Source organism: Streptomyces cucumeris (genome assembly GCF_024295805.1).
Classification (GTDB): domain Bacteria; phylum Actinomycetota; class Actinomycetes; order Streptomycetales; family Streptomycetaceae; genus Streptomyces; species Streptomyces cucumeris.
In genome coordinates this window covers 150,225-176,459 of the sequence record NZ_JANCLX010000001.1, presented here as the reverse complement: position 1 = coordinate 176,459, position 26,235 = coordinate 150,225, and the positions used below count along the sequence as shown (strand labels likewise).

At 73.2% G+C, this 26,235-nt stretch carries 21 protein-coding genes and 1 riboswitch; of the genes, 9 read left to right on the top strand and 12 right to left on the bottom strand.

Annotation, left to right across the window (positions count from 1 at the left end; genetic code table 11):
• The first annotated feature begins 90 nt into the window (after window positions 1–90).
• Together NMK44_RS00925 and NMK44_RS00920 are read left to right on the top strand one after the other, a co-directional pair.
• Window positions 91–1,344: an MFS transporter gene (locus NMK44_RS00925; RefSeq protein ID WP_254737185.1), complete on the top strand. Its 1,254-nt coding sequence runs from the start codon at window positions 91–93 to the stop codon at window positions 1,342–1,344.
• Entirely contained in the window at window positions 1,298–2,623 is a 1,326-nt protein-coding gene (locus tag NMK44_RS00920) for a D-arabinono-1,4-lactone oxidase (protein WP_254737184.1), read from the top strand. Before NMK44_RS00925 ends, NMK44_RS00920 begins: the two co-directional genes overlap by 47 nt.
• Window positions 2,624–2,678: 55 nt before the next feature.
• Here the strand turns inward: NMK44_RS00920 and NMK44_RS00915 are convergent, their stop codons facing one another.
• Entirely contained in the window at window positions 2,679–3,515 is an 837-nt protein-coding gene (locus NMK44_RS00915) for a hypothetical protein (RefSeq protein ID WP_254737183.1), read from the bottom strand.
• Window positions 3,516–3,963: 448 nt separating this feature from the next.
• On the opposite strand from NMK44_RS00915, the gene sepH reads away from it, so the two are divergent.
• Window positions 3,964–5,058, top strand: a complete 1,095-nt coding sequence (gene sepH, locus NMK44_RS00910; RefSeq protein ID WP_374215209.1) for a septation protein SepH — start codon at window positions 3,964–3,966, stop codon at window positions 5,056–5,058.
• A 105-nt stretch (window positions 5,059–5,163) separates the two neighbouring features.
• On the opposite strand, the gene NMK44_RS00905 is transcribed toward sepH, so the two are convergent.
• Window positions 5,164–6,000: a sulfurtransferase gene (locus NMK44_RS00905; RefSeq protein WP_254737181.1), complete on the bottom strand. Its 837-nt coding sequence runs from the start codon at window positions 5,998–6,000 to the stop codon at window positions 5,164–5,166.
• A gap of 289 nt (window positions 6,001–6,289) precedes the next feature.
• Here NMK44_RS00905 and NMK44_RS00900 point away from each other — a divergent pair, with 289 nt between their 5' ends.
• On the top strand, window positions 6,290–7,069 hold the full coding sequence (locus tag NMK44_RS00900; protein ID WP_254737180.1) for a VOC family protein: 780 nt from the start codon (window positions 6,290–6,292) through the stop codon (window positions 7,067–7,069).
• A 29-nt stretch (window positions 7,070–7,098) separates the two neighbouring features.
• Here NMK44_RS00900 and NMK44_RS00895 read toward each other — a convergent pair whose 3' ends face one another.
• The 5 genes from NMK44_RS00895 to NMK44_RS00875 are packed head-to-tail and all read right to left on the bottom strand — an operon-like array spanning window position 7,099 to window position 12,977.
• Entirely contained in the window at window positions 7,099–7,827 is a 729-nt protein-coding gene (locus tag NMK44_RS00895) for a thymidine kinase (RefSeq protein WP_254737179.1), read from the bottom strand.
• 43 nt (window positions 7,828–7,870) lie between these two features.
• On the bottom strand, window positions 7,871–9,094 hold the full coding sequence (locus NMK44_RS00890) for an alkaline phosphatase family protein (protein ID WP_254737178.1): 1,224 nt from the start codon (window positions 9,092–9,094) through the stop codon (window positions 7,871–7,873).
• The gene (locus tag NMK44_RS00885; protein ID WP_201878531.1) at window positions 9,094–9,690 is read right to left on the bottom strand and encodes a DUF5998 family protein; all 597 of its coding nucleotides are present in this window, start codon (window positions 9,688–9,690) and stop codon (window positions 9,094–9,096) included. The genes NMK44_RS00890 and NMK44_RS00885 overlap by 1 nt, the downstream gene beginning before the upstream one ends.
• 60 nt (window positions 9,691–9,750) lie before the next feature.
• Window positions 9,751–10,107, bottom strand: coding sequence for a hypothetical protein (locus NMK44_RS00880; protein ID WP_254737177.1), 357 nt, complete (start codon window positions 10,105–10,107; stop codon window positions 9,751–9,753).
• A 20-nt stretch (window positions 10,108–10,127) separates the two neighbouring features.
• Entirely contained in the window at window positions 10,128–12,977 is a 2,850-nt protein-coding gene (locus NMK44_RS00875) for a bifunctional acetate--CoA ligase family protein/GNAT family N-acetyltransferase (RefSeq protein WP_254737176.1), read from the bottom strand.
• Window positions 12,978–13,211: 234 nt separating this feature from the next.
• Here NMK44_RS00875 and NMK44_RS00870 point away from each other — a divergent pair, with 234 nt between their 5' ends.
• Complete coding sequence (locus NMK44_RS00870) at window positions 13,212–13,502, top strand: HPr family phosphocarrier protein (protein WP_254737175.1); 291 nt, start codon at window positions 13,212–13,214, stop codon at window positions 13,500–13,502.
• 193 nt (window positions 13,503–13,695) lie between these two features.
• On the opposite strand, the gene NMK44_RS00865 is transcribed toward NMK44_RS00870, so the two are convergent.
• The 4 genes from NMK44_RS00865 to NMK44_RS00850 form a co-directional block, all read right to left on the bottom strand.
• On the bottom strand, window positions 13,696–14,466 hold the full coding sequence (locus NMK44_RS00865) for a GntR family transcriptional regulator (RefSeq protein ID WP_254737174.1): 771 nt from the start codon (window positions 14,464–14,466) through the stop codon (window positions 13,696–13,698).
• Between the two features lie 228 nt (window positions 14,467–14,694).
• Window positions 14,695–15,483 carry a M23 family metallopeptidase gene (locus NMK44_RS00860; RefSeq protein ID WP_254737173.1) on the bottom strand — a complete coding sequence of 263 codons (789 nt, stop codon included), beginning with the start codon at window positions 15,481–15,483 and terminating at the stop codon, window positions 14,695–14,697.
• A gap of 14 nt (window positions 15,484–15,497) precedes the next feature.
• Window positions 15,498–15,660: riboswitch (cyclic di-AMP (ydaO/yuaA leader) on the bottom strand.
• 216 nt (window positions 15,661–15,876) lie between these two features.
• Window positions 15,877–17,259 carry a M16 family metallopeptidase gene (locus NMK44_RS00855; protein ID WP_254737795.1) on the bottom strand — a complete coding sequence of 461 codons (1,383 nt, stop codon included), beginning with the start codon at window positions 17,257–17,259 and terminating at the stop codon, window positions 15,877–15,879.
• A gap of 20 nt (window positions 17,260–17,279) precedes the next feature.
• Complete coding sequence (locus tag NMK44_RS00850; protein WP_254737172.1) at window positions 17,280–18,641, bottom strand: M16 family metallopeptidase; 1,362 nt, start codon at window positions 18,639–18,641, stop codon at window positions 17,280–17,282.
• 304 nt (window positions 18,642–18,945) lie between these two features.
• Here NMK44_RS00850 and NMK44_RS00845 point away from each other — a divergent pair, with 304 nt between their 5' ends.
• On the top strand, window positions 18,946–21,402 hold the full coding sequence (locus NMK44_RS00845; RefSeq protein WP_254737171.1) for a DNA gyrase/topoisomerase IV subunit A: 2,457 nt from the start codon (window positions 18,946–18,948) through the stop codon (window positions 21,400–21,402).
• A 716-nt stretch (window positions 21,403–22,118) separates the two neighbouring features.
• Here NMK44_RS00845 and NMK44_RS00840 read toward each other — a convergent pair.
• Window positions 22,119–22,526 (bottom strand): tetratricopeptide repeat protein, encoded by a 408-nt coding sequence (locus NMK44_RS00840; RefSeq protein WP_254737170.1) that lies wholly within the window; start codon window positions 22,524–22,526, stop codon window positions 22,119–22,121.
• Between the two features lie 195 nt (window positions 22,527–22,721).
• On the opposite strand from NMK44_RS00840, the gene NMK44_RS00835 reads away from it, so the two are divergent.
• From NMK44_RS00835 to NMK44_RS00825, 3 genes are all read left to right on the top strand, one after another.
• Entirely contained in the window at window positions 22,722–23,723 is a 1,002-nt protein-coding gene (locus NMK44_RS00835; RefSeq protein ID WP_254737169.1) for a ferredoxin family protein, read from the top strand.
• A 130-nt stretch (window positions 23,724–23,853) separates the two neighbouring features.
• Window positions 23,854–25,530: an ATP-binding protein gene (locus NMK44_RS00830; protein ID WP_254737168.1), complete on the top strand. Its 1,677-nt coding sequence runs from the start codon at window positions 23,854–23,856 to the stop codon at window positions 25,528–25,530.
• Window positions 25,527–26,231: a response regulator gene (locus NMK44_RS00825; RefSeq protein ID WP_254737167.1), complete on the top strand. Its 705-nt coding sequence runs from the start codon at window positions 25,527–25,529 to the stop codon at window positions 26,229–26,231. Before NMK44_RS00830 ends, NMK44_RS00825 begins: the two co-directional genes overlap by 4 nt.
• Window positions 26,232–26,235 lie beyond the last annotated feature (4 nt).

Genomic DNA, 26,235 nt, shown 5'->3' with positions numbered 1-26,235 from the left:
GCGGCGGCCGTAAGCTGTATCAGCTCTCACATTCCTTACCCGGCCGGCCGGTCCCACCGCCCGGTCCTGCTCACCGGCGGAGCCCCTGTCGTGTCCCGTTCCCCTTACCGCGCGCTCTTCGCCGCCCCCGGTGCCAAGGCGTTCTCCGCCGCCGGATTCGTCGGACGGCTGCCGATCGCCATGGAGGGCGTCGGCATCGTCACGATGATCTCCCAGCTCACCGGCCGGTACGGGCTGGCGGGTGCGCTCTCGGCCACCGTCGCGCTGTCCGCCGCGGTCGCCGGGCCGCAGATCTCCCGGCTCGTCGACCGGCACGGTCAGCGCAGGGTGCTGCGTCCGGCGACCCTCGTGGCGCTGACCGGCGTCGCGGGGCTGCTGCTGACCGCGCGCCGGGGCTGGCCGGACTGGACGCTGTTCTGCTGGGCCGTGGCGGCCGGATGCGTACCGAGTGTGGGGGCGATGGTGCGGGCCCGCTGGGCGGCGCTCCACCAGGACGCGCCGCGGCGGCTGCACGCCGCGTACGCCTGGGAGTCGATCGTCGACGAGGTGTGCTTCATCGTCGGGCCGGTGATCTCGATCGGGCTGTCCACGGCCTGGTTCCCGGAGGCGGGCATGCTGATGGCGGCCTGCTTCCTGGCCGTCGGCGTCTTCTCGCTGACCCTCCAGCACGGCACCGAGCCGGTGCCGCATCCGCGCGGAGGGCACACCGGCGGTTCGGCGCTGCGCTCCCCCGGACTGCGGGTGCTGGTGATCACCTTCATGGCGACCGGCGCCATCTTCGGGTCCATCGACGTGGTGACGGTGGCCTTCGCCGAGGAGGAGGGCCACAAGGCCGCGGCCAGTCTGGTGCTGGCGGTGTACGCGCTGGGCTCCTGCCTGGCGGGCGCGGTGTTCGGCATGAAGGGTCCGCGCGGGGCGGTGTCCCGCCAGTGGCTGGTGGGTATTTGTGCGATGGCCGTGAGTATGATCCCCCTCCTACTGGTCGGAAACCTGCCGGTTCTGGCCGGAGCGCTCTTCCTCGCGGGCCTGTCGGTGGCTCCGACCATGGTCACCACCATGGCCCTCGTCGAACGGCACGTACCGCGCGCGAACCTGACCGAGGGCATGACCTGGACCACCACCGGGCTCGCGGTCGGGGTGGCGCTCGGCTCGTCGTCCGCCGGTGCGGTGGTCGACGCCGCCGGAGCCGGGGCGGGGTACCTGGTGCCGGCCGTGGCCGGGGCGCTCGCGGCGGCGGTGGCGTTCCTCGGATACCGCCGGCTGCGGCCGGCGCCAGAGCGGGAGGGGTCGGGTGCGGATGGCCGTCAGGACCGTGCGGACCGGTCGGAGCAGCGTGTGGCGTAACTGGGCGGGCAATGTGGCGGCCCGGCCGGTGCGGAGTGTGAGCCCGTCGTCCACTCAGGACCTCGTCGAGGCGGTGCGCGGGGCGGCGGCCGAGGGGCTGCCGGTGAAGGCGGTGGGCACCGGCCACTCCTTCAGCACCGCCGCCGCCACGGACGGGCTGCTGATACGCCCGGACCGGCTGGTCGGGGTGCGGGAGGTGGACCGCGAGGCCGGGACCGTGACCGTGGCCGCGGGAACCCCGCTCAAGCAGCTCAACGAGACGCTGTCGGCCCATGGGCTGTCGCTGGCCAACATGGGCGACATCATGGAGCAGACGGTCGCCGGGGCCACCTCCACCGGCACCCACGGCACCGGCCGGGACAGTGCCTCGATCTCCGCCCAGATCGCCGGGCTGGAGCTGGTCACGGCGGACGGCTCGGTGCTGCGCTGCTCGGCGCAGGAGCATCCGGAGGTTTTCGCGGCGGCACGGGTGGGCCTGGGCGCGCTGGGCGTGGTCAGCGCGATCACCTTCCGGGTGGAGCCGGAGTTCCTGCTCACCGCGCGGGAGGAGCCGATGCCCTTCGACCGGGTGCTGGCCGACTTCCCGCAGCTGGCCGGCGAGAACGAGCACTTCGAGTTCTACTGGTTCCCGCACACCGGGAACTGCAACACCAAGCGGAACAACCGCAGCCCGGGCCCCGCCGCCCCGGTGGGCCGGGTCAGCGGCTGGGTCGACGACGAGCTGCTGTCCAACGGTGTCTTCCAGGTGGCCTGTTCGGTGGGGCGGGCGGTGCCCGCGGCCATCCCCGGAATCGCCAGGATCTCCAGCCGGGCGCTGTCCGCCCGCAGCTACACGGACATCCCGTACAAAGTCTTCACCAGTCCGCGCCGGGTGCGCTTCCTGGAGATGGAGTACGCCCTGCCGCGCGAGGCCGCGCCCGACGCGCTGCGCGAGCTGAAGCGGACCGTCGACCGCTCGGACCTGCGGGTCAGCTTCCCGGTGGAGGTGCGCACCGCGCCCGCCGACGACATCCCGCTGTCCACCGCCTCGGGCCGGGACACCGCATACATCGCGGTGCACCTGTACCGGGGCACTCCGCACCGGGCCTACTTCACCGCCGCCGAGCAGATCATGACCGCGCACGGCGGCCGTCCGCACTGGGGCAAGCTGCACAGCCGCGACGCCGCCTATCTGGCCGGGGTCTATCCGCGGTTCGGCGAGTTCACCGCACTGCGCGACCGGCTGGACCCCGACCGGCTGTTCGCCAACGACTATCTGCGGCGGGTGCTCGGCGACTGACGCGCCGAGCCGGACCCCTCGGTCGCGGTGCGGACCCCGGCGGGGTCACTCACCGTCACTCACCGGCGGAGAAGTCCGGCTCGGGCGTGGTCGTCCCGGCGTCCTCGTCGCTTCCGTCCGGAGCGCTCCGCGACGGGGACCCCGAGGGCGACGGGGTGGGGTCGGAGGTGCCGGGGGTGGTGTCCGGCGTGGTGTCACCGTCCTCGCCGCCCCCGCCCGAGGACCGCGAGGGACCGGGCGACGGGTTGTCCCGACGTCCGGTGTCACCGTCACCGCCTCGCTCGGGCGACGGGCTCGGCGAGGACGGACCCCGGTCCCGGGACGGATCGTCGGAACGGGTGTCCGAGGGGCGGCGGTCGTCGTCCGATCCCGAGGACCCCTGGGGACGGTGGAAGCTCTCCCCGACCGTCGTCCCGCCCCGGTCACCGCCCCAGACGTTGGACACCGGGCCGCCCGACGCCCACTCGATCCCGGTGATCGCGACCATCGCGACGGCGAACACGGCCACCGCCGCGAGCGCGGGCCGCCGCCCACCGCGCAGCCGGGTGCCGTGCGTGGTGGGCGCGTTCCACACACCGCGCTCCGTGGACGGCGCCGCGGCGCCGCGGCCGCCCCGGCGCGGCGGCCGCGTCTGGTCCCGCGCCTCCTTGATCTGCTCACCGGTACGCCGGAACACGTGCTGGAAGAGGCTGCCGCCCGCGGTCGCCACCACGCTCACCAGACCGGCACCGAGGATCGTCCCGTACACGCCGAGCCTGGAGGCGAGCACCGCGGCGGCCACCGCCGCCAGCGCGCTTCCGGCCACCTGCGCCGCACTCAGCTCCAGGCGCCTGCTCTTCTGTTGTCCGTCGGTCTCGGTCCTGCCGTCCATCTCTCGCCCTTGCTTGGACATTCGTTCCAGCCTGCAAGGAGAAGTGACCGATAAACGAAGCAGATCGTTCCGATTCTGGCGATTCTGTGAAACTTGCCACCCACATCCGGGCCCACTTCGACGCGTTGAGGGTCCGATCACCGTGCCACGGCCGAACTCGGCTGGCGCGCCGCTCCACCCGAGCGGCCCGAATGGAGTACTGTGGCGAGCCCTGGCCCCCCTCTTCCACCCGGCTTGTCCGGGCCCGGCGGGAGGGGCCGGAAGGCGGCAACTCAACCGGCGCCGCCGCGACATGACATGGGGATCGCCGCCCGAGGTGACAGCGCCGTCACTGTGGGTTGCAAACAGGTCACCGTGCCATAACGGCGGATCAGGGCCTATGCCCGACACGCCGGGCAACTCGGCAAAGTTGTGGCAGGCTGCACCCGGGCAGGCCACACTCGTCTAGCGGGAGAGCAGCGACGCAACCGTGACGTCGGCAGGCACCACCCGGGAGGTCCCCATGCCCGAACTGCGTGTCGTGGCCGTCAGCAACGACGGCACACGGCTGGTGCTCAAGGCTGCGGACAGCACGGAGTACACACTTCCCATCGACGAGCGACTGCGCGCCGCGGTGCGCAATGACCGCGCTCGGCTCGGCCAGATCGAGATCGAGGTCGAGAGCCATCTGCGACCCCGTGACATCCAGGCCCGTATACGCGCCGGAGCCTCCGCCGAAGAGGTCGCGCAGCTGGCGGGCATCCCCGTGGACCGCGTGCGCCGCTTCGAGGGCCCGGTCCTCGCGGAGCGCGCGTTCATGGCCGAGCGCGCCCGGAAGACACCTGTGCGCCGCCCCGGCGAGAACACCGGACCGCAGCTCGGCGAGGCGGTCGCGGAGCGGCTGCTGCTGCGCGGCGCCGAGAAGGACACCACCCAGTGGGACTCCTGGCGGCGTGACGACGGCACCTGGGAGGTGCTGCTGGTCTACCGGGTCGCCGGTGAGCCGCATTCGGCGAGCTGGACCTATGACCCGCCCCGGCGGCTGGTCCAGGCCGTCGACGACGAGGCGCGGGCGCTGATCGGCGAGGCGGACGACACCCCCGAGCCCAGCTTCCCCTTCGTGCCGAGGATCGCGCGGCTGCCGCGTGACCGGGACCGTGACAGGGACCGGGACCGCATGTCGGCCGAGCGGGGCGGCGAGGAGTCCGACAGCGCGCCGGTATCGGCATCCGCCTCGGCGGACGAGGGCGTCGGCGGCGAGCGGGACTCGCTCACCAGCCTGCTGGAGGCCGTGCCCAACTTCCGGGGGGACATGGTCGTACCCGAGGCGCCTGTCGCGTCGGCCGCCCAGCAGGACGAGCCCGATGAGGAGCCGGAGGCCGTGGAGCCGCCCGCTCCGGCGGCGAGCGCGGGTTCGGCCTACGCGGATGTGCTGATGCCGCGGTCGGTGGCGGGCCACCGGGACCGGCTGACCGGGACCACGGACCGTCAGGCGGAGGCGGACGGTGTCCGTCCCGGCCGCCGGGCGGCGGTACCGAGCTGGGACGAGATCGTCTTCGGCACCCGGCGCAAGAAGCAGGAGTAGCCGCCGGGCGCCCCGGCCGTGCGCCGGGCGCCCCTCGGCACCACGAGGCGCTCCTACGGTGGGCCCTGCCGTCCCGGTCCGGGACGGCAGTGCCCGCCGGCGCGTTCAGCCCGGCTGCGGGCCCGTGGCCACCGGGCGGTCGCCGGAGGCGGACCACTCGCTCCAGGAGCCGACGTACAGCGCCGCCGGCACGCCCACCGACGCCAGGGCCAGCACCTGGTGCGCGGCGGAGACGCCCGAACCGCAGTACACCCCCACCTCGGTGGCCTCGGTGACGCCCAGTCCCGCGAACCGCTCGGCCAGCCGCTCCGGAGGCAGGAACAGACCGTCGTCGGCGACGTTCCCGGTCGTGGGGGCGGAGACCGCTCCGGGGATATGGCCGCCGACCGGGTCGATGGGCTCGACCTCACCGCGGTAGCGCTCGCCCGCCCGCGCGTCCAGCAGCACACCGCGCCGGGCGAGCGCCGCCGCGCCGTCCGCCTCCAGCACCGGAACGGCACCCGGCTCAGGCGCGAAGTCCCCCTCGGCCACGGTGGGAACGTCAGTGGTCAGCGCACCCTCCCGCGCCTTCCAGGCGGAGAGACCGCCGTCCAGCACCCGTACGGACGGATGGGCCGCCCAGCGCAGCAGCCACCACGCACGCGCCGCGGCCCACCCCTGACCGCCGTCGTACACCACCACGCGCCGGTCCCGGCCGACACCGGCCCGGCGCATCGCGGCTGCGAAGACGGACAGTTCGGGCAGCGGATGACGTCCGGCGGGCCCGGCCGGTCCCGCGAGGTCGCCGTCGAGGTCGACGTAGACGGCACCGGGCAGATGCCCCGCCTCGTACTCCGGCCGTCCCGGAGGGCCACCGAGCTGCCAGCGCACATCGAGCAGCAGCGGCGGACGGTCCCCCGCCATCTCGTCCATGAGTTCAGATGCGGTGATGAGGGGATTCATAGGAACCCTCCTTACGTAGAGATCCTTGCGACTTTTGGACTATCGAGTCACCCGACGTACAGCTCATGGCCACTGGGCCGCAAGGAAGCTGAAACGGATGCACAGTGCGATTTCGGGCATTCTCCAATGGGAACCCGTGAATTGCGGCGCGGCCGGGGGTCGCCCCGCGGCCAGGGGTGCAAATATCTTCCGCACCCCCACGGCAGCACCTCCGCACCACCGCCCCGCACCGCCGACCGGCGCCCGGGGCCGTACGGCCACGACACATGGTCCGAGGAGAGATTGACGTATGACCGAGGCTGCGACTCGGCGCACACCGGGCACGCCCTGCTGGACGAGTCTGATGGTGCACGACCTTGCCGCGACACAGGACTTCTACCACGCCGTGTTCGGCTGGGAGTTCACACCGGGCCCACAGCAGCTGGGCGCCTACGTCCGCGCGGTGCGGGACGGCCGGCCGGTCGCCGGACTGGGCGAACTCCCTCCGGACCGTCATCTTCCGGTGGCCTGGATGACCTATCTGGCCTCCGACGACGCCGATGAGACCGCGGAGATGATCCGGGCCTGCGGCGGCACCGTGGCGGTGGGCCCGCTCGACGCGGACGAGGCCGGGCGGATGCTGCTGGCGGCCGATCCGGAGGGCGCGGTGTTCGGGGTGTGGCAGGAGGCGCACCAGCCGGAGATCCCGGCGACGGGAGCGCCGGGCGCCCCCGTCTGGCACGAGCTGATGACCCGTTCGGCCACCGGAGTCGCCAAGTTCTACCAGATGGTCTTCGGTTACCGGCCGGAGCCCGCCGACCCGGCCGACTCCGGATGCCGCACCCTGTTCCTGGACGACCGGCCGGTGTGCGCGATCCAGAGCGCGGGCGGCACGCTGCCGCGTGACCGGGGGCCGTACTGGACCACGCACTTCGCGGTGGCGGACGTGGCCGAGGCGGTGCGCCGGGTGACCGCGTCCGGCGGCCGGGTGGTGCGTCCGCCGTCGCGGGACGACGCCGGACGGTCGGCCACGGTGACCGACCCCGAGGGCGCCGCCTTCACCGTCGTCCTGGCCCGCGGCGGCCGCTGACGGTACGACGGCCGCCATCGCCCGGGGCCTCAGGCGGAGGTGTGCGCCGTGTCGTGCTGCCGCCGCGGCGCGGCGGATCCCGCCTCCGCACCGGCGCCGCGCGCTCCGGAGGGCGCGTCGACCGGCAGTACGTCCGGTGACAGGGTCGCGGCGTGGGCGGTGGCGGCCGTCATCCGGCGCCGGTGGTGGCGGCGGCACAGCACCTCGTAACCGATGGCGCCCTCGGGCTGGTTGACGTCCCCCACGACGACCTGCGCACCCTCGACGACCATCCGGCCGCCGACGGTACGGGCGTTGTGCGTCGCCCGCGCCCCGCACCAGCACAACGCCTCGACCTGCAACACCTGCACCCGGTCGGCGAGTTCCACCAGCCGCTGCGAACCGGGGAAGAGCTTGCTGCGGAAGTCGGTGGTGATACCGAAGGCGAAGACGTCCACGCCCAGGTCGTCGACGATCCGGGCGAGTTGGTCGATCTGCGCCGGGGCGAGGAACTGCGCCTCGTCCACGATGACGTAGTCGGCGCGGCCCCCGGCCGTCAGCACTCCCACCACATGTGCGTAGAAGTCCAGGTCCGTGGCGGCCTCGACCGCCTCGGTGACCAGGCCGAGCCGCGAGGAGAGCTTGCCCTCGCCCGCACGGTCGTCCCGGGTGTAGATCATCCCTTGCAGTCCGCGCGCCGAGCGGTTGTGCTCGATCTGCAGAGCGAGGGTGCTCTTTCCGCAGTCCATGGTTCCGGAGAAGAACACCAGCTCGGGCATGAGGGTGGCAGAGCCTTTCGTACGGCGGATGACGGAACGCGCTTCAGGAGCGTACTTCGAGGAGCGGGACCAACTGCTCCACGGGGGTCATCGAACCGTGCAGTCCCACCATCGCGGACTCCTTCGGCTCGGTCTCCGAGGCGACGATCGCGACGTCCGCGGCGGCGGCCGCCACCACATCGCCGATCCGCCGGTGGACCCGCTCGTCCACCCCGTCACCGGGGCGTCCGAACCAGCCCGCCTCGATGGCCTCGTCGCGCCCGGCCACCCACATCCGGTCGCCCAGCACCTCGCGCCAGACGGCCAGTACGTCACCGGCGGCACCGGGCACCGCGTACACATGCCGGGCGCGGCCCTCGCCGCCCAGGAGCGCGACACCGGCGCGCAGCTCCCAGTCCTCGTCGAAGTCGATCCGCGACTCCGGGTCGAAGGGGATGTCGATCATGCCGTGGTCGGCGGTGACGTAGAGGGCGGCGCGCGGCGGGAGTTGTTCGGCCAGCCGCTGGGCGAGCCGGTCCACGTAGCGCAGCTGGTCACGCCACTCCCGGGAGTCCACTCCGAAGCGATGCCCCTTGCCGTCCACTTCGCTGTAGTACGTGTAGACGAGCGAGCGGTCCCCGGCGGCGAGCTGCTCGGCCGCGAAGTCCATCCGCTCCTCGCCGGAGAGCCGGCCGTGGAAGGTGCCGCCGCTCAGCGCGACCTTGGTGAGCGGGGTCTCCGCGAAGGTCGGCGCGGAGACCTGGCAGGTGTGCACGCCCGCGGCGTCCGCGCGCTGGAAGACCGTGGGGTACGGCTGCCAGATGTGCGGATCCGTCCAGGGCTGCCAGCGCAGCTGGTTCATCAGATGGCCGGTGGCGGGATCCGCCACCGTGTAGCCGGGCAGCCCGTGCGCGCCCGGCGGCAGCCCGGTGCCGACCGAGGCCAGCGAGGTCGCGGTGGTGGACGGGAAGCCCGCGGTCAGCGGTGCCCCGGTGCCGTTCAGCGAGCTGGACAGCAGCGTGGTCAGGAACGGCGCCTCGGCGGGATGGGCGCGCAGCAGCTCCCAGCCCAGGCCGTCGATCAGGAAGACGCAGACCCGGTCGGCGGGGGCGAGGGCGAGCCCGGAGGTGATGCCCGGGACCTCCTGCCCCGCGGTGACGGCGGGCAGCAGATCGGCCAGCGACGCGGAGCCGTACCGGGGCAGCGGCGCGGCACGCGGATCCAGCACTTCGGGCTCGGGCCAGGCGGAGCCGGCCGGGGTGACGGGGCCGGGGGCGGAACCGGACATCAGCGGCCGGAGTCCGGCGTGGCCGCGGTGGCCTCCGAGAGCGCCTGGGCGAAGGCGAGGGTCTGGCGGACGCTGTCGGGGCCGTCACCCGCCTCACTGACCCGCAGGCTCAGGTCGTCGGCGGTGGAGGAGCCCGTGTAGCCGTGGTCCGCCTCGCAGTTGGGGTCGCCGCATGCGGCGGGCTCCAGGTCCAGCCGGTTGACCGCGCCCCATCCGATCGTCAGCACGACCTCCCGCGGCAGGGTGCCCGGGGTGTACGACTCGGGGTTGGCGACGACCCGGCTGACCACGACCGAGGAGATCCGCTGGAGCTTCACCGACTCGGTGGAGGTGGTGGCGTACGGCGACGGCGAGGTGCCGTCGGCGGCCTGCTCATCGGTGTGGCTGACGATGAAGCGGTTGCGGGTGAGGACGAGGACCGTGACATGGCGGCGGACCTCGTTGGCGTCGAAGGTCGTCTCCTGGTGGACGAGGTATGACACGATCGGTTCCCCGCCCACGGCGGCCTCCACCGCCTCGGCCACGAGTGCCGGGTAATAGCCGCTGCGCTCGATCGCCGCGCGCAGCCCCTGGGTCGTCGTACCGGTCTTCGCCATGTGCACCATCCTAGTCCGTGGGTGCGGCCGGTCCGCCCGGGCGAGAAGGCGGACGGCCGGTTACCGCGGGGCGTGCCCGTGCACGATCTCCAGCCGTCCCGCGGCGATGAGGCAGGAGACCGGCTCCGTACCGTCCGCGTCCGCCTCGAAGGCGGCCAGTACGGTCGGCCGTTCGCCGAGCCGGCGGACGACCGTCGCCACCTCCTCGGCGGTCGGCGCCCGGAAGACCGGATCGTGGAAGGCCGCGGGGCAGTTGACGAAGACCGGATCGCCGAAGACGAGCTCCAAGCCGTGGTGGTAGGTGAGGTCGTACCCCGCGGCCAGCCGGAAGGCGCCGGGGTCCCAGCCGAGGACGTCCCAGTCCCACCAGGAGCCCTCCGGCAGCCGGAGCGCCGGGTACGGGGGCGCGCTGTCCACCGTCGGTACCTCCTCCGCGGTCAGTAGGCGGGCAGGTGGCGGGGGCCGAGGTCGGTGCGGACGGGCGGCGGGGCGAGCCGGGCGGAGGCCCCGAGCACCGACAGACCGCGCTGAGCGACCACGACCGGTTCGAGATCGACCGCGACCATCTCGGGATGGTCGTCGACCAGACGGGACACCCGGAGCAGCAGCTCCTCCAGGGCCGCGGTGTCGACGGGCTTGGAGCCGCGCCAGCCGAAGAGGAGGGGAGCGGTCCGGATGGACCGGATGAGTTCGGCGGCGTCCCGGTCGGTGGCCGGGACGAGCCGGTGGGCGGTGTCACCGAGCAGTTCGGAGGGGGCACCGGCGAGGCCGAAGGAGAGCACCGCCCCGGCCGCCGGGTCGATCGCGGCGCGGACCACGGTGTCGACCCCGCGCGGCGCCATCCGCTGGACGACAAGACCCAGCTCCTCGGGCGGGCCGAGGTAGTCGGTCAACTCGGCGTAGGCGCGGCGCAGTTCCGCCTCGCCGCCGAGGTCGAGCCGCACCCCGCCCAGATCGGTGCGGTGGCGCAGATGGGGTGCGGTGGGCTTGAGGGCCACCGGGAAGCCGAGCCGCCCGGCGGCCCGGACGGCGGCGTCGGGGCCGGGCGCGGGCAGGGCGGGCAGCACACTGACCCCGTAGCGGGCCAGCAGCCGCTGGGTGTCGGCGGCGGAGAGCTCGACACCGGTCACGGTGGCGGGGTCGTCCGGCAGCGGGGCGCCGGGGTGTGGACCGCCGTCGGCCGGGACACCGGCGGCGAGGGCGCCGTCGCCCGGTGCGAGCAGGACCTCGATATCGGCCGCCGCCCCGGACTCGTCGATGTCGTCGTACTCCGGCACCCTTCCGGGTTCGGCGGACTCCTCGCGCCAGTGCGCGTACCGCACGGCCTCGGCGAGGGCGCGGACCGCCCGCTCGGCCGCGGGGTAGGCGGGGATCCGCCGGGTCCGCGGGGTGTCGTCCCCGTCGCGGATCCCGGCCAGGGCCTCCACCAGATCGGGGATCTCCAGGTGGACGACGGCCACGGGCTTGGCACCGCCGGGCACGGGGGCCGCGTCGGCCGCCTCGCGCACCGCGGCGGCGAGATCGGCGGCGCAGGTGTCACCGACCCAGGGGATGGCGGTGACGACGACCGCGTCGCACCCGTCGTCGGCGAGCGCCTCGGTGAGGGCCGCGCGGAAGTCGCCGGGCTCGGCGGCGGTGGTCAGATCGCGGGGCGGCAGCGGGCGCAGCCCCTCGGTGAGACAGGCGTCGTAGGTGAGCAGCCCCAGGGACTCGGAGTTGCCGAGGATGGCGACGCGCGGCCCGGCCGGAAGCGGCTGGGAGGCCAGCAGGACACCCACATCGGCGAGTTCGGTCACGGTGTCGACACGGATGACGCCCGCCTGCCGCAGCAGGGCGGAGACGGTGGCATCGGGGATCCGGGTGGTGGGCACGGCGTGGCCGGTGGGGGCGCTGCCGCTGTGCCGGGCGCCCTTGACCACCACCACCGGTTTGACGGCGGCGGTGCGCTTGGCGAGCCGGGTGAACTTCCGCGGGTTGCCGATGGACTCCAGGTACATCAGGGCCACGTCGGTCTGCGGGTCGTCGTACCAGTACTGGAGGAGGTCGTTGCCCGAGACATCGGCGCGGTTGCCCGCGGAGACGAAGGTCGATATCCCGGCGATCCCGGGCAGTCCGGACAGCCCCGCACCGCGCCGGTGCAGCCCGGCCAGCAGCGCGATACCGATCGCACCGGACTGGGTGAAAAGACCGAGCCGCCCGGGGATGGGCAGTTGCGGGGAGAGCGAGGCGTTCAGCCGCACCCCGTCGGCGGTGTTGATGACGCCGAAGGCGTTGGGGCCGATGACGCGCATACCGTAGCCGCGCGCCTGGCGGAGCAGGTCGCGCTGGCGGGCCCGGCCCTCGGCCCCGCTCTCGGCGTATCCGGCGGAGAGGACGACCAGGCCCTGCACGCCGTGCTCACCGCAGTCGGCCACCACGGAGGGCACCTGGGCGGCGGGGACGGCGACGACGGCGAGGTCCACCGGGCCGTCGATGTCACGCAGCGAGCGGTGGCCGGGAACGCCCTCGGGGTCGAGCGGCCCGCCGCCTTCGGGGAAGGCCCGGTTCACGGCGTGGAGCTGCCCGGTGAAGCCCCCGTAGAGGAGGTTGCGCAGCACGGTGCGGCCGACCCCGCCGGGAGCGCGGCCGGTGCCGATGACGGCGACGGAGCCGGGGGCGAGCAGCCGCTGTACGGAGCGGGCCTCGGCCCGCTGCTCGCGGGCGCGCATCACGGCCAGCGAGCGGTCGGTGGGTTCGAGGTCGAACTCGAGGCGGACGACACCGTCCTCGAAGCTGCGCTGCTGGGTGTAGCCCGCATCCGTGAACACCTTGATCATCTTGGTGTTGGCGGGCAGTACCTCGGCGGCGAAGCGGCGGATGCCGCGTTCGCGCGCGACCGCGGCGATGTGCTCCAGGAGGGCGGAGGCGACGCCCCGGCCCTGATGGGCGTCCTGGACCAGGAAGGCGACCTCGGCCTCGTCGGCGGGCGCGCTGGCCGACCGGCCCCGGTCGTCGATGCGGTCGTAGCGCACGGTGGCGATGAACTCGCCCCCCACGATGGCCGCGAGACCCACACGGTCGACGTAGTCATGGTGCGTGAAGCGGTGGACATCGCGGTCGGACAGACGCGGATAGGGGGCGAAGAAGCGGTAGTACTTCGACTCGTCGGAGACATGCTCATAGAAGCTGACCAGCCGCTGCGCGTCATCGGCGGTGATGGGGCGGATCTGGGCGGTGCCACCGTCCCGGAGCACCACGTCGGCCTCCCAGTGGGTCGGGTAGGCGTGCTGGTCCGGCGGCGTCGGCATGGGGCAAGCGTACGGGCCGGGAGGCCGTCGGGAGCAGGTCCGAACGGTCCCGTCCGGATTGGTGGGCGGGTCCGAATGGTGGACGCCCTTGCGTGGGGGCCGGGTGTCGGGGGAAGGTCCGTATCGGATCGGTCCGGGCATGGCCGGACCCACTCGGACATCGTTCGGGTGAACCCGGACACCGTATGATTTTGGTCTAGACAACAGCACCCGCCACATCTGAAGGGCAACACCATGGCTGAGCGCCGCGTCACCATCGGCTGGGCCGAGGGCCTGCACGCCCGCCCTGCGTCGATCTTCGTCCGGGCGGCCACCGCCGCGGGCGTCCCCATCACGATCGCCAAGGGCGACGGCACCCCGGTCAACGCCGCTTCCATGCTGGCCGTGCTCGGCCTGGGCGCGCAGGGCGGCGAGGAGGTCGTCCTGGCCACCAACACGGATGACGCCGAGGTCGCGGAGGTCGCCCTCGACCGTCTGGCCAAGCTGGTGGCGGAGGGTCTGGAGGAGCTTCCGGAGACCGTCTGACCCGTCCGGCGACTCCGGCGATCCGGCTCCGGCGATCCGCCGGGCCTTTTCTACGCCCACAGGGCCGCGGTGACCATTACGGTCATCGCGGCCCTGTCGTTTCCGATTTCCCACGTCCCGGAAATACACGGCCGGAAAAGCGATCAGAAAAGTGGTCAGAAAACGGTGAGAAAACCTGTATACGGGGGCCGTGTTAATTCCGGCCGCTCGCCGTGTTGACGGAGTGTTTCGAAGTTCTCACCTGCGCCGGACGGCGCCGGTACGCGGAGAGCGAGCGCTCGGTGTGCGCGGCGGCCAGCGTCCGGGCGCGGTCGGCGTCGCCGCGCGCGACCGCGTCCACCAGCGCGCCGTGCTCCGCCCAGGACTCCACCGCCCGCGCCGCGGGGTCCGGCCAGGCGCCGGCGCCCGGCGCGGTCCGCCGCGACGGCTGGTCCGACCAGCGCGCGGGACCGTCCGCGTAGACCCAGGCGATCTTGCGCCGGACCTGGACCAGCAGCCCGGCCAGACTCGGACTGCCCGACGCCTGGGCCAGTGTCTCGTGGAACCAGTCGCCCAGCGGGGCGAGTTCGCCCAGGCTGCCGCGGCGGGCCCGCTCCTGGCCGAGCCGCACCAGACCGCGCAGCACCTTCAGATGCGCCTCGGTGCGGCGCTGCGCGGCGCGGGCGGCGCCCAGCGGCTCCAGCAGCCCGCGGATGTCGAGGAGATCGGCGGCCTCCCGCTCGGACGGCTGGGCGACACAGGCGCCCGCATGGCGCCGGGTGGTCACGAACCCCTCGGACTCCAGGGTGCGCAGGGCTTCCCGGACGGGCACCCGCGAGACGCCGTAGCGGCGCGCGAGCAGTTCCTCGGTGAGCCTGCTGCCGGGCGGATGGGCACCGGAGACGATGTCCTCGCGAATGGCCGTGCACACCGCGTGCGCCGAAATCCGCCGACCACTTGGGATCGCGGTGGCATCCCCGTTCATTTCCGGTCCCGCACTGTCGAACCTCCGCCTTAATCCCAGCGAAACGCACCCGGCTGACGGGTGTTCGACAACTCTATTCCAAACCGAGGGAATTTCCGATGGCGGGCCGGAATTCATGGATATTTTTGGTCAGCCGGGGCGCCCCACGGCGAAGGCCCCGTCCGCTCGGCGGACGGGGCCTTCGGCCACAGGCTGGTGTGCGCGGCACCCGGGGTGCCGTGCGGTGGATCAGAGGTTGACGCCGTGCGAGCGCAGGTACGCCACGGGGTCGATGTCCGAACCGTAGTCGGCGCCGGTGCGCGCCTCGAAGTGCAGATGCGGGCCGGTGACGTTGCCGGTGGCGCCCGACAGGCCGATCTGCTGCCCCGGGGTGACCTGCTGGCCGACCGAGACGTTGAGCGAGGACAGGTGGCCGTACTGGGTGTACGTGCCGTCCTTCATCTTGATGACGATGTTGTTGCCGTAGGAGCCGCCCCAACCCGCCTCGACGACCTCGCCGGAGCCGACGGCGTGCACCGAGGTGCCCGAGGCGGCGTGGAAGTCGATACCGGTGTGGCTGCCGGAGGACCACAGACCGCTGGACGCCTGGTAGGCGGTGGAGACATAGGAGCCGGAGACCGGCGAGACGAAGGTGTTGAGGCGCTTGCGCTCGGCCTCGCGCGCGGCGCGCTCCTTGGCCGCCCGCTCCGCCTTGGCCTTCTTCGCGGCCGCCTCGGCCTTCCTGGCCGCCTCCTGGCGGGCGATGGTCTCGGCCCGTGCCTTGGCCGCGGCCTCCGCGGCGGCGGTCTCCTGGGACTGCGCCTGGGCCTGGATCTGGTCGGCCAGACTGTCGTCGATCACGATCGCCTGCTGCAGCCCCGTCTGCGCGGGAGCGGGGGCCTGCTCGGCGGCGAGGGCGGGACCGGCGATACCGGCGACCACACCGGAGGCGACGGTGGTGACTCCCGCGATGTTCGCGCCGGTGCGGACGGACCGTCGGGGACGGCGGTGTTTCCCGGTGGCACGGGTGAACGCCATGCTGTGGCGCACTCCTTTCCTTCCTTCTCGCCTACCGGGTTAGCTGACGGGTTCGGAGCAGGAAGGTCTCCTACGGCCCCCTCGTCCATCAGGACAAGGCGCCCGATTCACCCCTGGGGACATTGGGTCCCCGGCTCCCCTGGCTCGCGCCGTACGGGGACTCGGCGATGGCTGCCCGTGCCGCGGGTGCGGCGTGGTGATGGCGAACAGCCGGACTGACGCTAAACGGGGCGTCTTTGGATCACCAAACAGATCCTGATTTTTGTTGCTCTCCCCACAAACCAAACACCTAACCTCCCTATAAAACGGGCATTCGGAAGGACCCTGACATCGCACACGATGCCAGGGTCCTTCCGCTGACGGCCCGTCGGACGGCCGGAGGTCGTGCCGGGGTCAGCCCGAGACGACGGTCACCTCACCGATGCCCAGCTGCCGGACCGGCTCCGCGATCTGCGAGGCGTCCCCGACCAGCACGGTGACCAGCCGGTCCGCCGGGAAGGCGCTCACCACCGCGGCGGTGGCCTCCACCGTCCCGGCCTCGGCGAGCCGGGCGTACAACTGCGCCTGGAAGTCGTCCGGAAGGTGCTGCTCTACCTGGTCGGCCAGGGTGCCCGCGACGGCGGCCGCGGTCTCGTACTTCAACGGGGCGACGCCCACCAGGTTCTGCACCGCGACATCGCGCTCGGTGTCCGTCAGCCCCTCCTCCTTCACGGTGCGCAGCACCTTCCAGAGGTCCTCCAGCGCGGGGCCGGTGACCTCGGTGGCCACCGAGCCGCTGATCGCCAGCAGCGCGGCGCCCGCGGAGCCGCCGGACGGCGAGGGGGCCGTGGACCGCAGCACCTGGCAGAAGGAGCGCACACCGTAGGTGTAGCCCTTCTCCTCGCGCAGCACGCGGTCGAGCCGGGAGGTGAGGGTGCCGCCCAGGCAGTAGGTGCCGAGCGCCTGGGCGGGCCAGACGCGGTCGTGGCGGTCGGCCCCGATCCGGCCGATCAGGAGCTGGGTCTGGACCGCGCCGGGCCGGTCGACGATCACCACCCGGCCGGTGTCGTCGGCCACGATCGGCGGAACCGGACGGGGCGCGGCCGCGCCGCCGGTCCAGGCGCCGAGGGTGTCGGCGAGGGCCTTGTCGAGGTCGACCCCGGTGAGGTCGCCGACCACGACGGCGGTCGCGGTGGACGGACGGATATGCGCCTCGTAGAAGGCCCGCACGGCCGCCGCGTCGATGCCCTCGACCGTCTTCTCGGTGCCCTGGCGGGGCCGGGACATCCGCGACTCGGCCGGGAACAGCTCCTTGGCCAGGGCCATGGAGGCGCGGCGGGCCGGGTTGGCCAGCTCGTGCGGGATCTCGTCCAGCCGGTTGCGCACCAGCCGCTCGACCTCGCCGTCGTCGAAGGCAGGGGCGCGCAGCGCATCGGCGAGCAGCCCCAGCGCCTTGGGCAGCCGGGAGACCGGGACCTCCAGGGCGACCCGCACACCCGGGTGGTCGGCGTGGGCGTCCAGGGTGGCGCCGCAGCGCTCGAGCTCGGCGGCGAACTCCTCGGCGTCGTGCTTGTCGGTGCCCTCCGACAGGGCGCGCGCCATGATGGTGGCGACGCCGTCGAGCCCGGCGGGCTCGGCGTCCAGCGGGGCGTCCAGGTTGATCTCGACGGCCACCACCTGCTGGCCGGGGCGGTGACAGCGCAGCACCGTGAGCCCGTTGGGGAGCTCACCGCGCTCGGGCGCCGGGAAGGCCCACGGCCTGGGGGCGCCGCCGCTGGGCTGCGGGTGGAAGGTCATGGTCGCGGTGACGGCGTCGCTCACTGGGCCGCCTCCCCTTCTGCGTCGGTGTCGTCGGCGTCATCGGCGGACTCGGCGCCCTCGACGGGCTCGTAGACCAGCACGGCCCGGTTGTCCGGACGCAGCCGCGCGGCGGCCACGGCCCGCACCTCCTCGGGGGTGATGTCGAGCACCCGCTCCACGGCGGTCAGCGCGAGCTGCGGATCGCCGTGGAGCACGGCGAAACGGCACAGCTCGTCGGCGCGGCCGCCCACGGTGGCCAGCCGGTCCAGCCACTCGCGCTCGATCTGCGCCTGGGCGCGCTCCATCTCCTGTGGGGTCGGCCCCTCCTCGGCGAAGCGGGCCAGCTCCTCGTCGACCGCGGTCTCGATGGCGGGCACCTCGACACCACCGGAGGTCTTCACGTCCAGCCAGCCCAGCGAGGGCGCGCCCGACAGCCGCAGCAGCCCGAATCCGGCCGCGACGGCGGTACGGTCACGGCGCACCAGGCGGTTGTGGAGCCGGGAGGACTCACCGCCGCCGAGGACGGTCAGCGCCAGGTCGGCCGCGTCGGCCTCACGGGAGCCGTCGTGCGGCAGCCGGTAGGCGGCCATCAGGGCGCGGGCGGGGACCTCCTCCTCCACGACCTCGCGCAGCTGCTCGCCGATCACCTCCGGCAGGCTGCCGTCGCGCGGCGGCTGCTTGCCGTCGTGGGAGGGGATCGAGCCGAAGTACTTCTCGATCCAGGCGAGGGTCTGCTCGGGGTCGATGTCCCCGACGACCGACAGCACCCCGTTGTTCGGCGCGTAGTAGGTCCGGAAGAAGGCGCGCGCGTCCTCCAGGGACGCCGCGTCCAGGTCGGCCATCGAGCCGATGGGGGTGTGGTGGTACGGGTGGCCCTCGGGGTAGGCCATGGCGACCAGCTTCTCGAAGGCCGTGCCGTACGGGACGTTGTCGTAGCGCTGACGGCGCTCGTTCTTGACGACGTCCCGCTGGTTCTCCAGGCTCTCCTCGTCCAGGGCGGTCAGGAGGGACCCCATCCGGTCCGCCTCCAGCCACAGCGCGAGCTCCACCTGGTGGGTGGGCATCGTCTCGAAGTAGTTGGTGCGCTCGAAGCTGGTCGTGCCGTTCAGCGAGCCGCCGGCACCCTGCACCAGCTCGAAGTGCCCGTTGCCCGTCACCTGGGCCGAGCCCTGGAACATCAGATGCTCGAAGAGGTGAGCCAGACCGGTGCGCCCCTTGACTTCGTGGCGCGAGCCGACGTCGTACCAGAGGCAGATCGCGGCGACCGGGGTCAGGTGGTCCTCGGAGAGCACCACCCGCAGTCCGTTGGCCAGACGGTGCTCGGTCGCTTTCAGGCCGCCGGAGCCGGCCTGTTGCGTGGCCGTGTGACCCATGGGCATGTACGTCCCTTCGATCGCGTGATGGAGGCGGTGCGAGCCGCGTGATGAGCGCTCCTGTCACTGTATGCAAGCGCATGGACATCTGGCGAAGTTCCGGTCCCGTTCGACCGCGCGGACTGCCCTCGGACCACCGCCGTGACCCCCGGGGCGGCCCCTTCCGGGCAGGGCCGACGGCGTCCTCGGGACCGGTCCGGGGCGGGACGCGACCACGCTCATGCACGGCCCGTTCCACAGTTGTCGGCGGGGCGGGCCACAATGGACGCCGTCAGATCCCGCCCCGGCAGTTGAAGGAGCCGCACGCGCGATGGCCCGCCGCAGCACGAAGACCCCGCCGCCGGACGACTTCGAGGAGCGCATCCTCGACATCGACGTCGTCGACGAGATGCAGGGCTCCTTCCTCGAGTACGCCTACTCGGTCATCTATTCGCGTGCGCTGCCGGACGCCCGCGACGGGCTCAAGCCCGTGCACCGGCGCATCCTCTACCAGATGAACGAGATGGGGCTGCGCCCCGAGCGCGGCTTCGTGAAGTGCGCCCGCGTCGTCGGCGAGGTGATGGGCAAGCTCCACCCGCACGGCGACGCCTCGATCTACGACGCCCTGGTGCGGATGGCGCAGCCGTTCTCGATGCGGCTGCCGATGGTCGACGGCCACGGGAACTTCGGCTCGCTGGGCAATGACGACCCGCCCGCGGCGATGCGTTACACCGAGTGCCGGATGGCCTCGGCCACCTCGCTGATGACCGAGTCCATCGACGAGGACACGGTCGACTTCACGCCGAACTACGACGGCAGTGAGCAGGAGCCGGTCACCCTGCCAGCCGCCTATCCGAACCTGCTGGTCAACGGCACGTCCGGGATCGCGGTCGGCATGGCGACGAATATGCCCCCGCACAATCTGGGCGAGGTCATCGCCGCCGCCCGTCATCTGATCAAGCACCCCGGCGCCGATCTGGACACGCTGATGCGGTTCGTGCCCGGCCCCGATCTGCCGACCGGCGGCCGGATCGTCGGACTCGGCGGCGTCCGGGACGCCTATGAGAACGGCCGCGGCACCTTCAAGATCCGCGCCACGGTGGCGGTGGAGGACGTGACGGCCCGCCGCAAGGGCCTGGTCGTCACCGAACTGCCCTTCACCGTGGGCCCCGAGAAGGTCATCTCCAAGATCAAGGACCTGGTCGGCTCCAAGAAGCTCCAGGGCATCGCGGACGTCAAGGACCTCACCGACCGCCAGCACGGTCTGCGACTGGTGATCGAGGTGAAGAACGGCTTCAACCCCGAGGCCGTGCTGGAGCAGCTCTACAAGCTCACGCCGATGGAGGAGTCCTTCGGCATCAACAACGTGGCGCTGGTGGACGGCCAGCCGCTCACCCTGGGCCTGAAGGAGCTGCTGGAGGTCTACCTCGACCACCGCTTCGAGGTGGTGCGGCGGCGCAGCGAGTTCCGGCGCGGCAAGCGGCGCGACCGGCTGCACCTGGTCGAGGGCCTGCTGGTCGCCCTGCTCGACATCGACGAGGTCATCCGGCTGATCCGGTCCAGCGAGAACGCGGCGCAGGCCAAGGAAGCCCTGATCGCGCGGTTCGAACTCTCCGACGTCCAGACGCAGTACATCCTGGACACCCCGCTCCGCCGGCTGACCAAGTTCGACCGTATCGAGCTGGAGTCGGAGCGCGACCGGCTCAAGGCGGAGATCGAGGAGCTGACCCGGATCCTGGACTCCGACACCGAGCTGCGCAAGCTGGTCTCCGCCGAACTGGCCCAGGTGGCCAAGAAGTTCGGCACGCCCCGGCGGACCGTGCTCCTGGAGTCGGCGAACGCACCGGTCACCGCGGTGCCGCTGGAGGTCGCGGACGACCCCTGCCGGGTGCTGCTGTCCTCCACCGGTCTGCTGGCCCGCACCGCGAACGGGGAACCGTTCCCGGTCGAGGGGCAGGCAGCCAAGCGCACCAAGCACGATGTGATCGTCTCGGCGGTCCCGGCCACGGCCCGCGCCGATGTGGGCGCGGTGACCTCCACCGGGCGGCTGCTGCGGCTGCCGGTGATCGACCTGCCGATGCTCCCGGAGAAATCGGGTCCCGCCAGCCTGGCGGGCGGGGCGCCGATCGCGGAGTTCCTGACGCTGGAGGAGGGCGAGGAGCTGATCTGCCTCACCACCCTCGACGAGTCCTCACCGGGGCTCGCGATCGGCACGGAGCAGGGCGTCGTCAAACGCGTGGTCCCCGACTATCCGGCCAACAAGGAGGAGCTGGAGGTCATCGGGCTCCGGGACGGCGACCGGATCGTGGGCGCGGTGGAGCTGCGGACCGGTGAGGAGGACCTGGTCTTCATCACCGACGACGCCCAGCTGCTGCGCTACCCGGCGAGCCAGGTGCGGCCGCAGGGCCGCCCGGCGGGCGGTATGGCCGGCGTCAAGCTGGCCTCCGGCGCGAAGGTGATCTCGTTCACGGCCGTGGATCCGGCGGCCGACGCGGTGGTGTTCACGGTGGCGGGCGGGCACGGCACGCTCGACGACTCGGTACAGCAGTCGGCCAAGCTGACCCCCTTCGACCAGTATCCGCGCAAGGGCCGGGCCACGGGCGGTGTGCGCTGCCAGCGGTTCCTGAAGGGCGAGGACTGTCTCGTGTTCGCCTGGGCGGGCGCCACACCGGCCCGCGCGGCGACGGCGACCGGAGCGGCGGCGACACTCCCCGAACCGGACCCGCGCCGCGACGGCTCGGGCACGCCCCTCACCAAGCCGGTGACGGTGGTGGCCGGACCGGTGTGACCCGGACGGAGCTCCGGGCGGACGGGGCGCGGCACCACGGGGTGCCGCGCCCCGTCGCGCGTGGCGTGGCGTGGCGTGGGCCAGTCGTACGGAGGCGCGCGCCCGCCGACGTCCCCGCCGTGGCGAGGGTGACGCCGTCCGGGGCGGACATCGCCGATGTGCGCACGAGGGGACCAGAGGTGCCGGGCCACTCACGGGGAGGACCGCGCGCCCAGGGAAGCCGCGCGCGGGAACCGCTCGTCCGGGGGAGCCGGCGTCCGTGGGTCCGCGCCTGCGTGAGGCGAGGCGCGGGAGGGATCACAGGCCCCGGGGCTGCGCGCACGGAGGGCGACCGGTACGCATCGCGCCTGCGCGAAGACCACGCGTCCGTCGATGCCATGCTCCGCGGGGACGGCGCGGAGGCTGAGGCCCGTCTGTGTGCAAGGACCGGGTGCGGGAGGACCAGGGCCCATGGGCCGGGCGCACGGAGCGGCCCCGCGAGGGGCAGAGCGACCCCGCGAGGTGTGGACACCGCACGCGCCCGGGGCCACTCGCCGGGGGCCCATGTGCGCGTCGGAGCCGCGCGGCCGCGGGGGGGCGCCCGTCCGTGGGGCGCCGCCCGGAGGGCGCCACGCGAGCGTGACGCCGCGCGGTCATGGACGGCCGCGCTCGCCGGGGCCGCCCCGTGCGAGGGGGCGCTCAAGCATGCGGCAGGGCGGCCGCCGCTCGTGTGGCGGTCAGGGTCCGCTGCCGTTGCGGCGGGCGCGCAGTTGCTGGAGGGCGACGCGGGCACCGGCGTGTCCCCGGCCGGCCGCCCGGCGGAAGTGCCGCTCCGCCTCCTCCAGGTTGCCCAGGTCCATGTGGAGCGTGCCCAGGACCACCATCGCCGAGGTGTCCCCCGCGGCGACCGCCTTGCCCAGCCAGTGCACCGCCTCGGCGTACGCGCCCCGGTTGCCGAGCCCGATGCCGTAGACCGTCATGCCCTGTGGATCACCGGTGTGGGCCGCCTCGCGGGCGAGCGGCTCCGGCAGCGGCCGCCCGTCGCGATAGGCCGCCCGCACCATCGACTCGAGGGCGGGATCCAGCCCCCGTCGTCCCGCGCGTCTTCGCCGTCGCCCCCGCCACCGCGCCCATAAACCGCTCATCCCGGCCCCGCCTCCCCACCCCCCGTGTCCGCCATTCTCCCGTTTGTTTCCGCATCGCGGAACCGTGTGTACGGCGTCACATACGGACCGTGATCTTCCGGCTGTGGGGTGCATGGGGCGCGAAGTGACTCATGTGGCTCTCGCTGTCCCAACTCCGGCGCGCCATGCCGTTTGAGAGAGGTTAGGCTTACCTTTGTGAGCACGTGCGCGACCGCTTCCCGTGACCTGTCCGAGCCGCTCGCCGGGACGGCGGCAACCGCCCCCACCTGGCTGCTGGTCGAACAGCCCGGCCCGTGGGGCACCGAGGCCCTCACGGCCAGTCATCTCGACCCGGCCGTGGGACGCGCGCTGGAGCGCGCCGCCAAGGACACCGGCGTACGGGTGGCGCTCATCCGCCGCCCCAGCCGGCACGCCGATCTGCACACCGGTGCGCGGCACCGCGTGTTCGTCGCCCACACCCGGCCCAGCAGCTCCTGGATCCGCACCACCGCCCTCACCGACCCCGGACGGCTGCGCGCGCTCGACTTCGCGGCGCTGGGCGCCGGTGACCCGGCCGGGCTGACGCTGGCGGCACCGGACGACGGTGAGCCCGCTGGCCACGGGGCCCCCGGGCAGTGGGAGGAGTACACCGGGGATCCGCTGGTGCTCGTGTGCACCAACGGCAAGCGGGACCGCTGCTGCGCCGTCCTCGGACGCCCGCTCGCCGCCGAGCTCACCGCCTCCGGGGTGGACGGCACCTGGGAGGTCACCCACATCGGTGGTCACCGCTTCTCGCCGACGCTCGTCGTCCTGCCGCACGGCTACACCTACGGGCGCGCCACCGCGCGCAGCGTGCACGACGTGCTCGAGGCGCTGCGCGGCGGCCGTGTCGTGACCGAGGGCTGCCGTGGCCGCTCGGCCTGGGAGCGGCCGGGGCAGACGGCGGAGCTGGCGGTCCGCGCCATCACGGGCGAGTACGGCGTCGACACGCTGACCGTGGCACGGACCGAGGGCGCGGCCCCCACCTGGACGGTGACCGTGGCGCACCGCGACGGCCGGGAGTGGCGGGTGAGCGTCGCCCAGGTCGCGTCCGCCCCGCCGCGCCCGGAGAGCTGCGGCTCGGCGCTGGGCTCCCCGGCCCGGATGGAGGTCGTGGGCATCCGCGCGACGCACACCGCGGCCCCCGGAGCGCGGACCGTGGCGGCGGCCCGCCGCTGACCCCGCCCCGCCCCGGCCCGTACCGGGGCCGTGAGCGGCGCCTGCCAGGAGTGCCGGGCCGTTGGTCCCGGCACCGCCCGGGTCTCCCGGCCCGGTCCCCGCCCCGCGCCCTTGGTTACCCTTCGTTGCCATGAGCGCCGCGATACCGCCGCGGCCGCGGCTCGCGGCCACCAGGTGGCGCATCGGATGGCCCCGACGCGTCTTCTCCCAGGTCCTGCTGATGCAGCTGGCCATCGCCACGGGCGTCACCGTGCTCGCGACCGGCCTCTTCCTCGCCCCGCTCGGCTCACAGCTTGACGACCAGGCCATGCGCCGCGCCCTCGCCATCGCGCAGACCACGGCCGCCCGGCCCGGGCTGGCCGAGGCGCTCCAGGACACCCGCCCCTCCCCCGGCGGACCGGTGCAGACCGAGGCGGAGCGGATCCGCCGCGCGACCGGGGCCGAGTATGTCGTGATCATGGACCGGAACGGGGTCCGCTGGTCGCACACCTCACCGCGCGAGATCGGCAGGCATGTCTCGACCGACCCCAGTGAGGCCCTCGCGGGCCGCGAGGTCATGCAGATCGACCAGGGCACCCTCGGCCGCTCCGCACGCGGCAAGGTGCCGCTGCGCGACGCGGACGGCCGCGTCGTGGGCGCCGTGTCGGTGGGCATCGCGTACGAGACGGTGCGCGGACGGCTGGTCGGCGCGGTGCCGGGGATGCTCGCGTACGCGGGCGGGGCGCTCGCCGTCGGCGCGCTCGCGGCGTACCTGGTCTCCCGCCGATTGCAGCGACGCACCCATGACCTGGCGTTCTCCGATATCTCGGCGCTGCTCGCCGAGCGTGAGGCGATGCTGCACGGCATCCGCGAAGGTGTGGTCGCCCTTGACGCGCGGGGCCGCGTCCGGCTGCTGAACGACGAGGCGCAGCGGCTGCTGGACCTGCGCGCCGAGGACACCGGACAGCCGCTGGAGTCGGTGCTGCCCCCGGGCCGTACGGCCGATGTGCTCACCGGGCGGGTCACCGGCGCCGATCTGCTGACCGTCTCCGGCGGACGCGTCCTGGTCGCCAACCGGATGCCGACGGACGACGGCGGCGCGGTGGCCACCCTCCGCGACCGCACCGAGCTGGAGCGGCTCGGCCGCGAACTGGACGGCACCCGTGGGCTGATCGACGCCCTGCGCGCCCAGGACCACGAGCACGCCAACCGGATGCACACCCTCCTGGGCCTGCTCGAACTGGGGCTGCACGAGGAGGCGACGGAGTTCATCACCGAGGCGGTCGGGGTGCACCGCGCCACCGCAGAACAGGTCACCGAGAAGGTCCACGATCCACTGCTCGCCGCGCTCCTGGTGGGCAAGGCCACGGTCGCCACCGAACGCGGGGTCTCCCTGGTCCTCGGTGAGGACACCCTGCTGCCGGACCGGCTGGTGGATCCGCCCGGTCTGGTGACGATCGTCGGCAACCTCATCGACAACGCCCTGGACGCGGCCACGGGCTCGCCCGATCCGCGCGTCGAGGTGGCGCTCCGCGCCGACGAGGGGACGCGTACGGTGCGCCTGCGCGTAGCGGACACCGGCCCCGGTGTTCCGGCCGACCGGCGCGACCTGGTCTTCACCGAGGGCTGGTCGACCAAGGAACCACCCGCGCACCGGAAGCGCGGCATCGGTCTCGCCCTGGTGCGACGGCTCGCCGAACGCCAGGGTGGCAGCGCACAGGTGTCCGACCGTGCGGGCGGGGGCGCGGAGTTCACCGTCGTCCTTCCCGAGGCACTGACCGAGGAACCGGGCGGGGCACCGCTGACGGCGACAGGAGAGCCACGATGACCGACGGACCGGGCGCGGCCGCGCCCATCGACGTACTGGTCGTGGACGACGACGTACGTGTGGCCCGGGTGAACGCGGCCTATGTCGGCAAGGTACCGGGCTTCCGGGTGACGGGCCGGGCCCACTCCGCCGCCGAGGCGCTGGCCTTCCTGGAGGGCGGCGGCCACGCCGATCTGGTCCTGCTGGACCACTATCTGCCGGACGGGACGGGGCTCGCGCTGGTGGGGCAGTTGCGCCGACTCGGCCACCACACCGACATCATCATGGTGACCGCCGCCCGCGACATCGCGACCGTCCAGGACGCCATGCGCCACGGCGCCCTCCAGTACCTGGTCAAACCGTTCACCTTCGCCGGGCTGCGCGCCAAGCTGACGGGGTACGCCGCGCTGCGCCGTGCGCTGGAGGGCGGCGGTGAGGCGGGCCAGGACCAGGTGGACCGGATCTTCGGCGCGCTGGGCGGTGCCTCGGCGGGCCCCGCGGAGCTGCCCAAGGGCCACTCCGCGCTCACCGCCGATCTCGTCCGTGAGGTGCTGCGGGACGCCGAAGGACCGCTGTCGGCCCAGGAGGTGGCCGAGCGCTCGTCGCTGAGCAGACAGACCGCACAGCGCTATCTGAAGCTGCTGGAGCGGACGGGCCGGGTGCGGCTCAGTCTCAAGTACGGCGAGACCGGCCGCCCCGAACACCGCTATGTGTGGGTCTGAACGG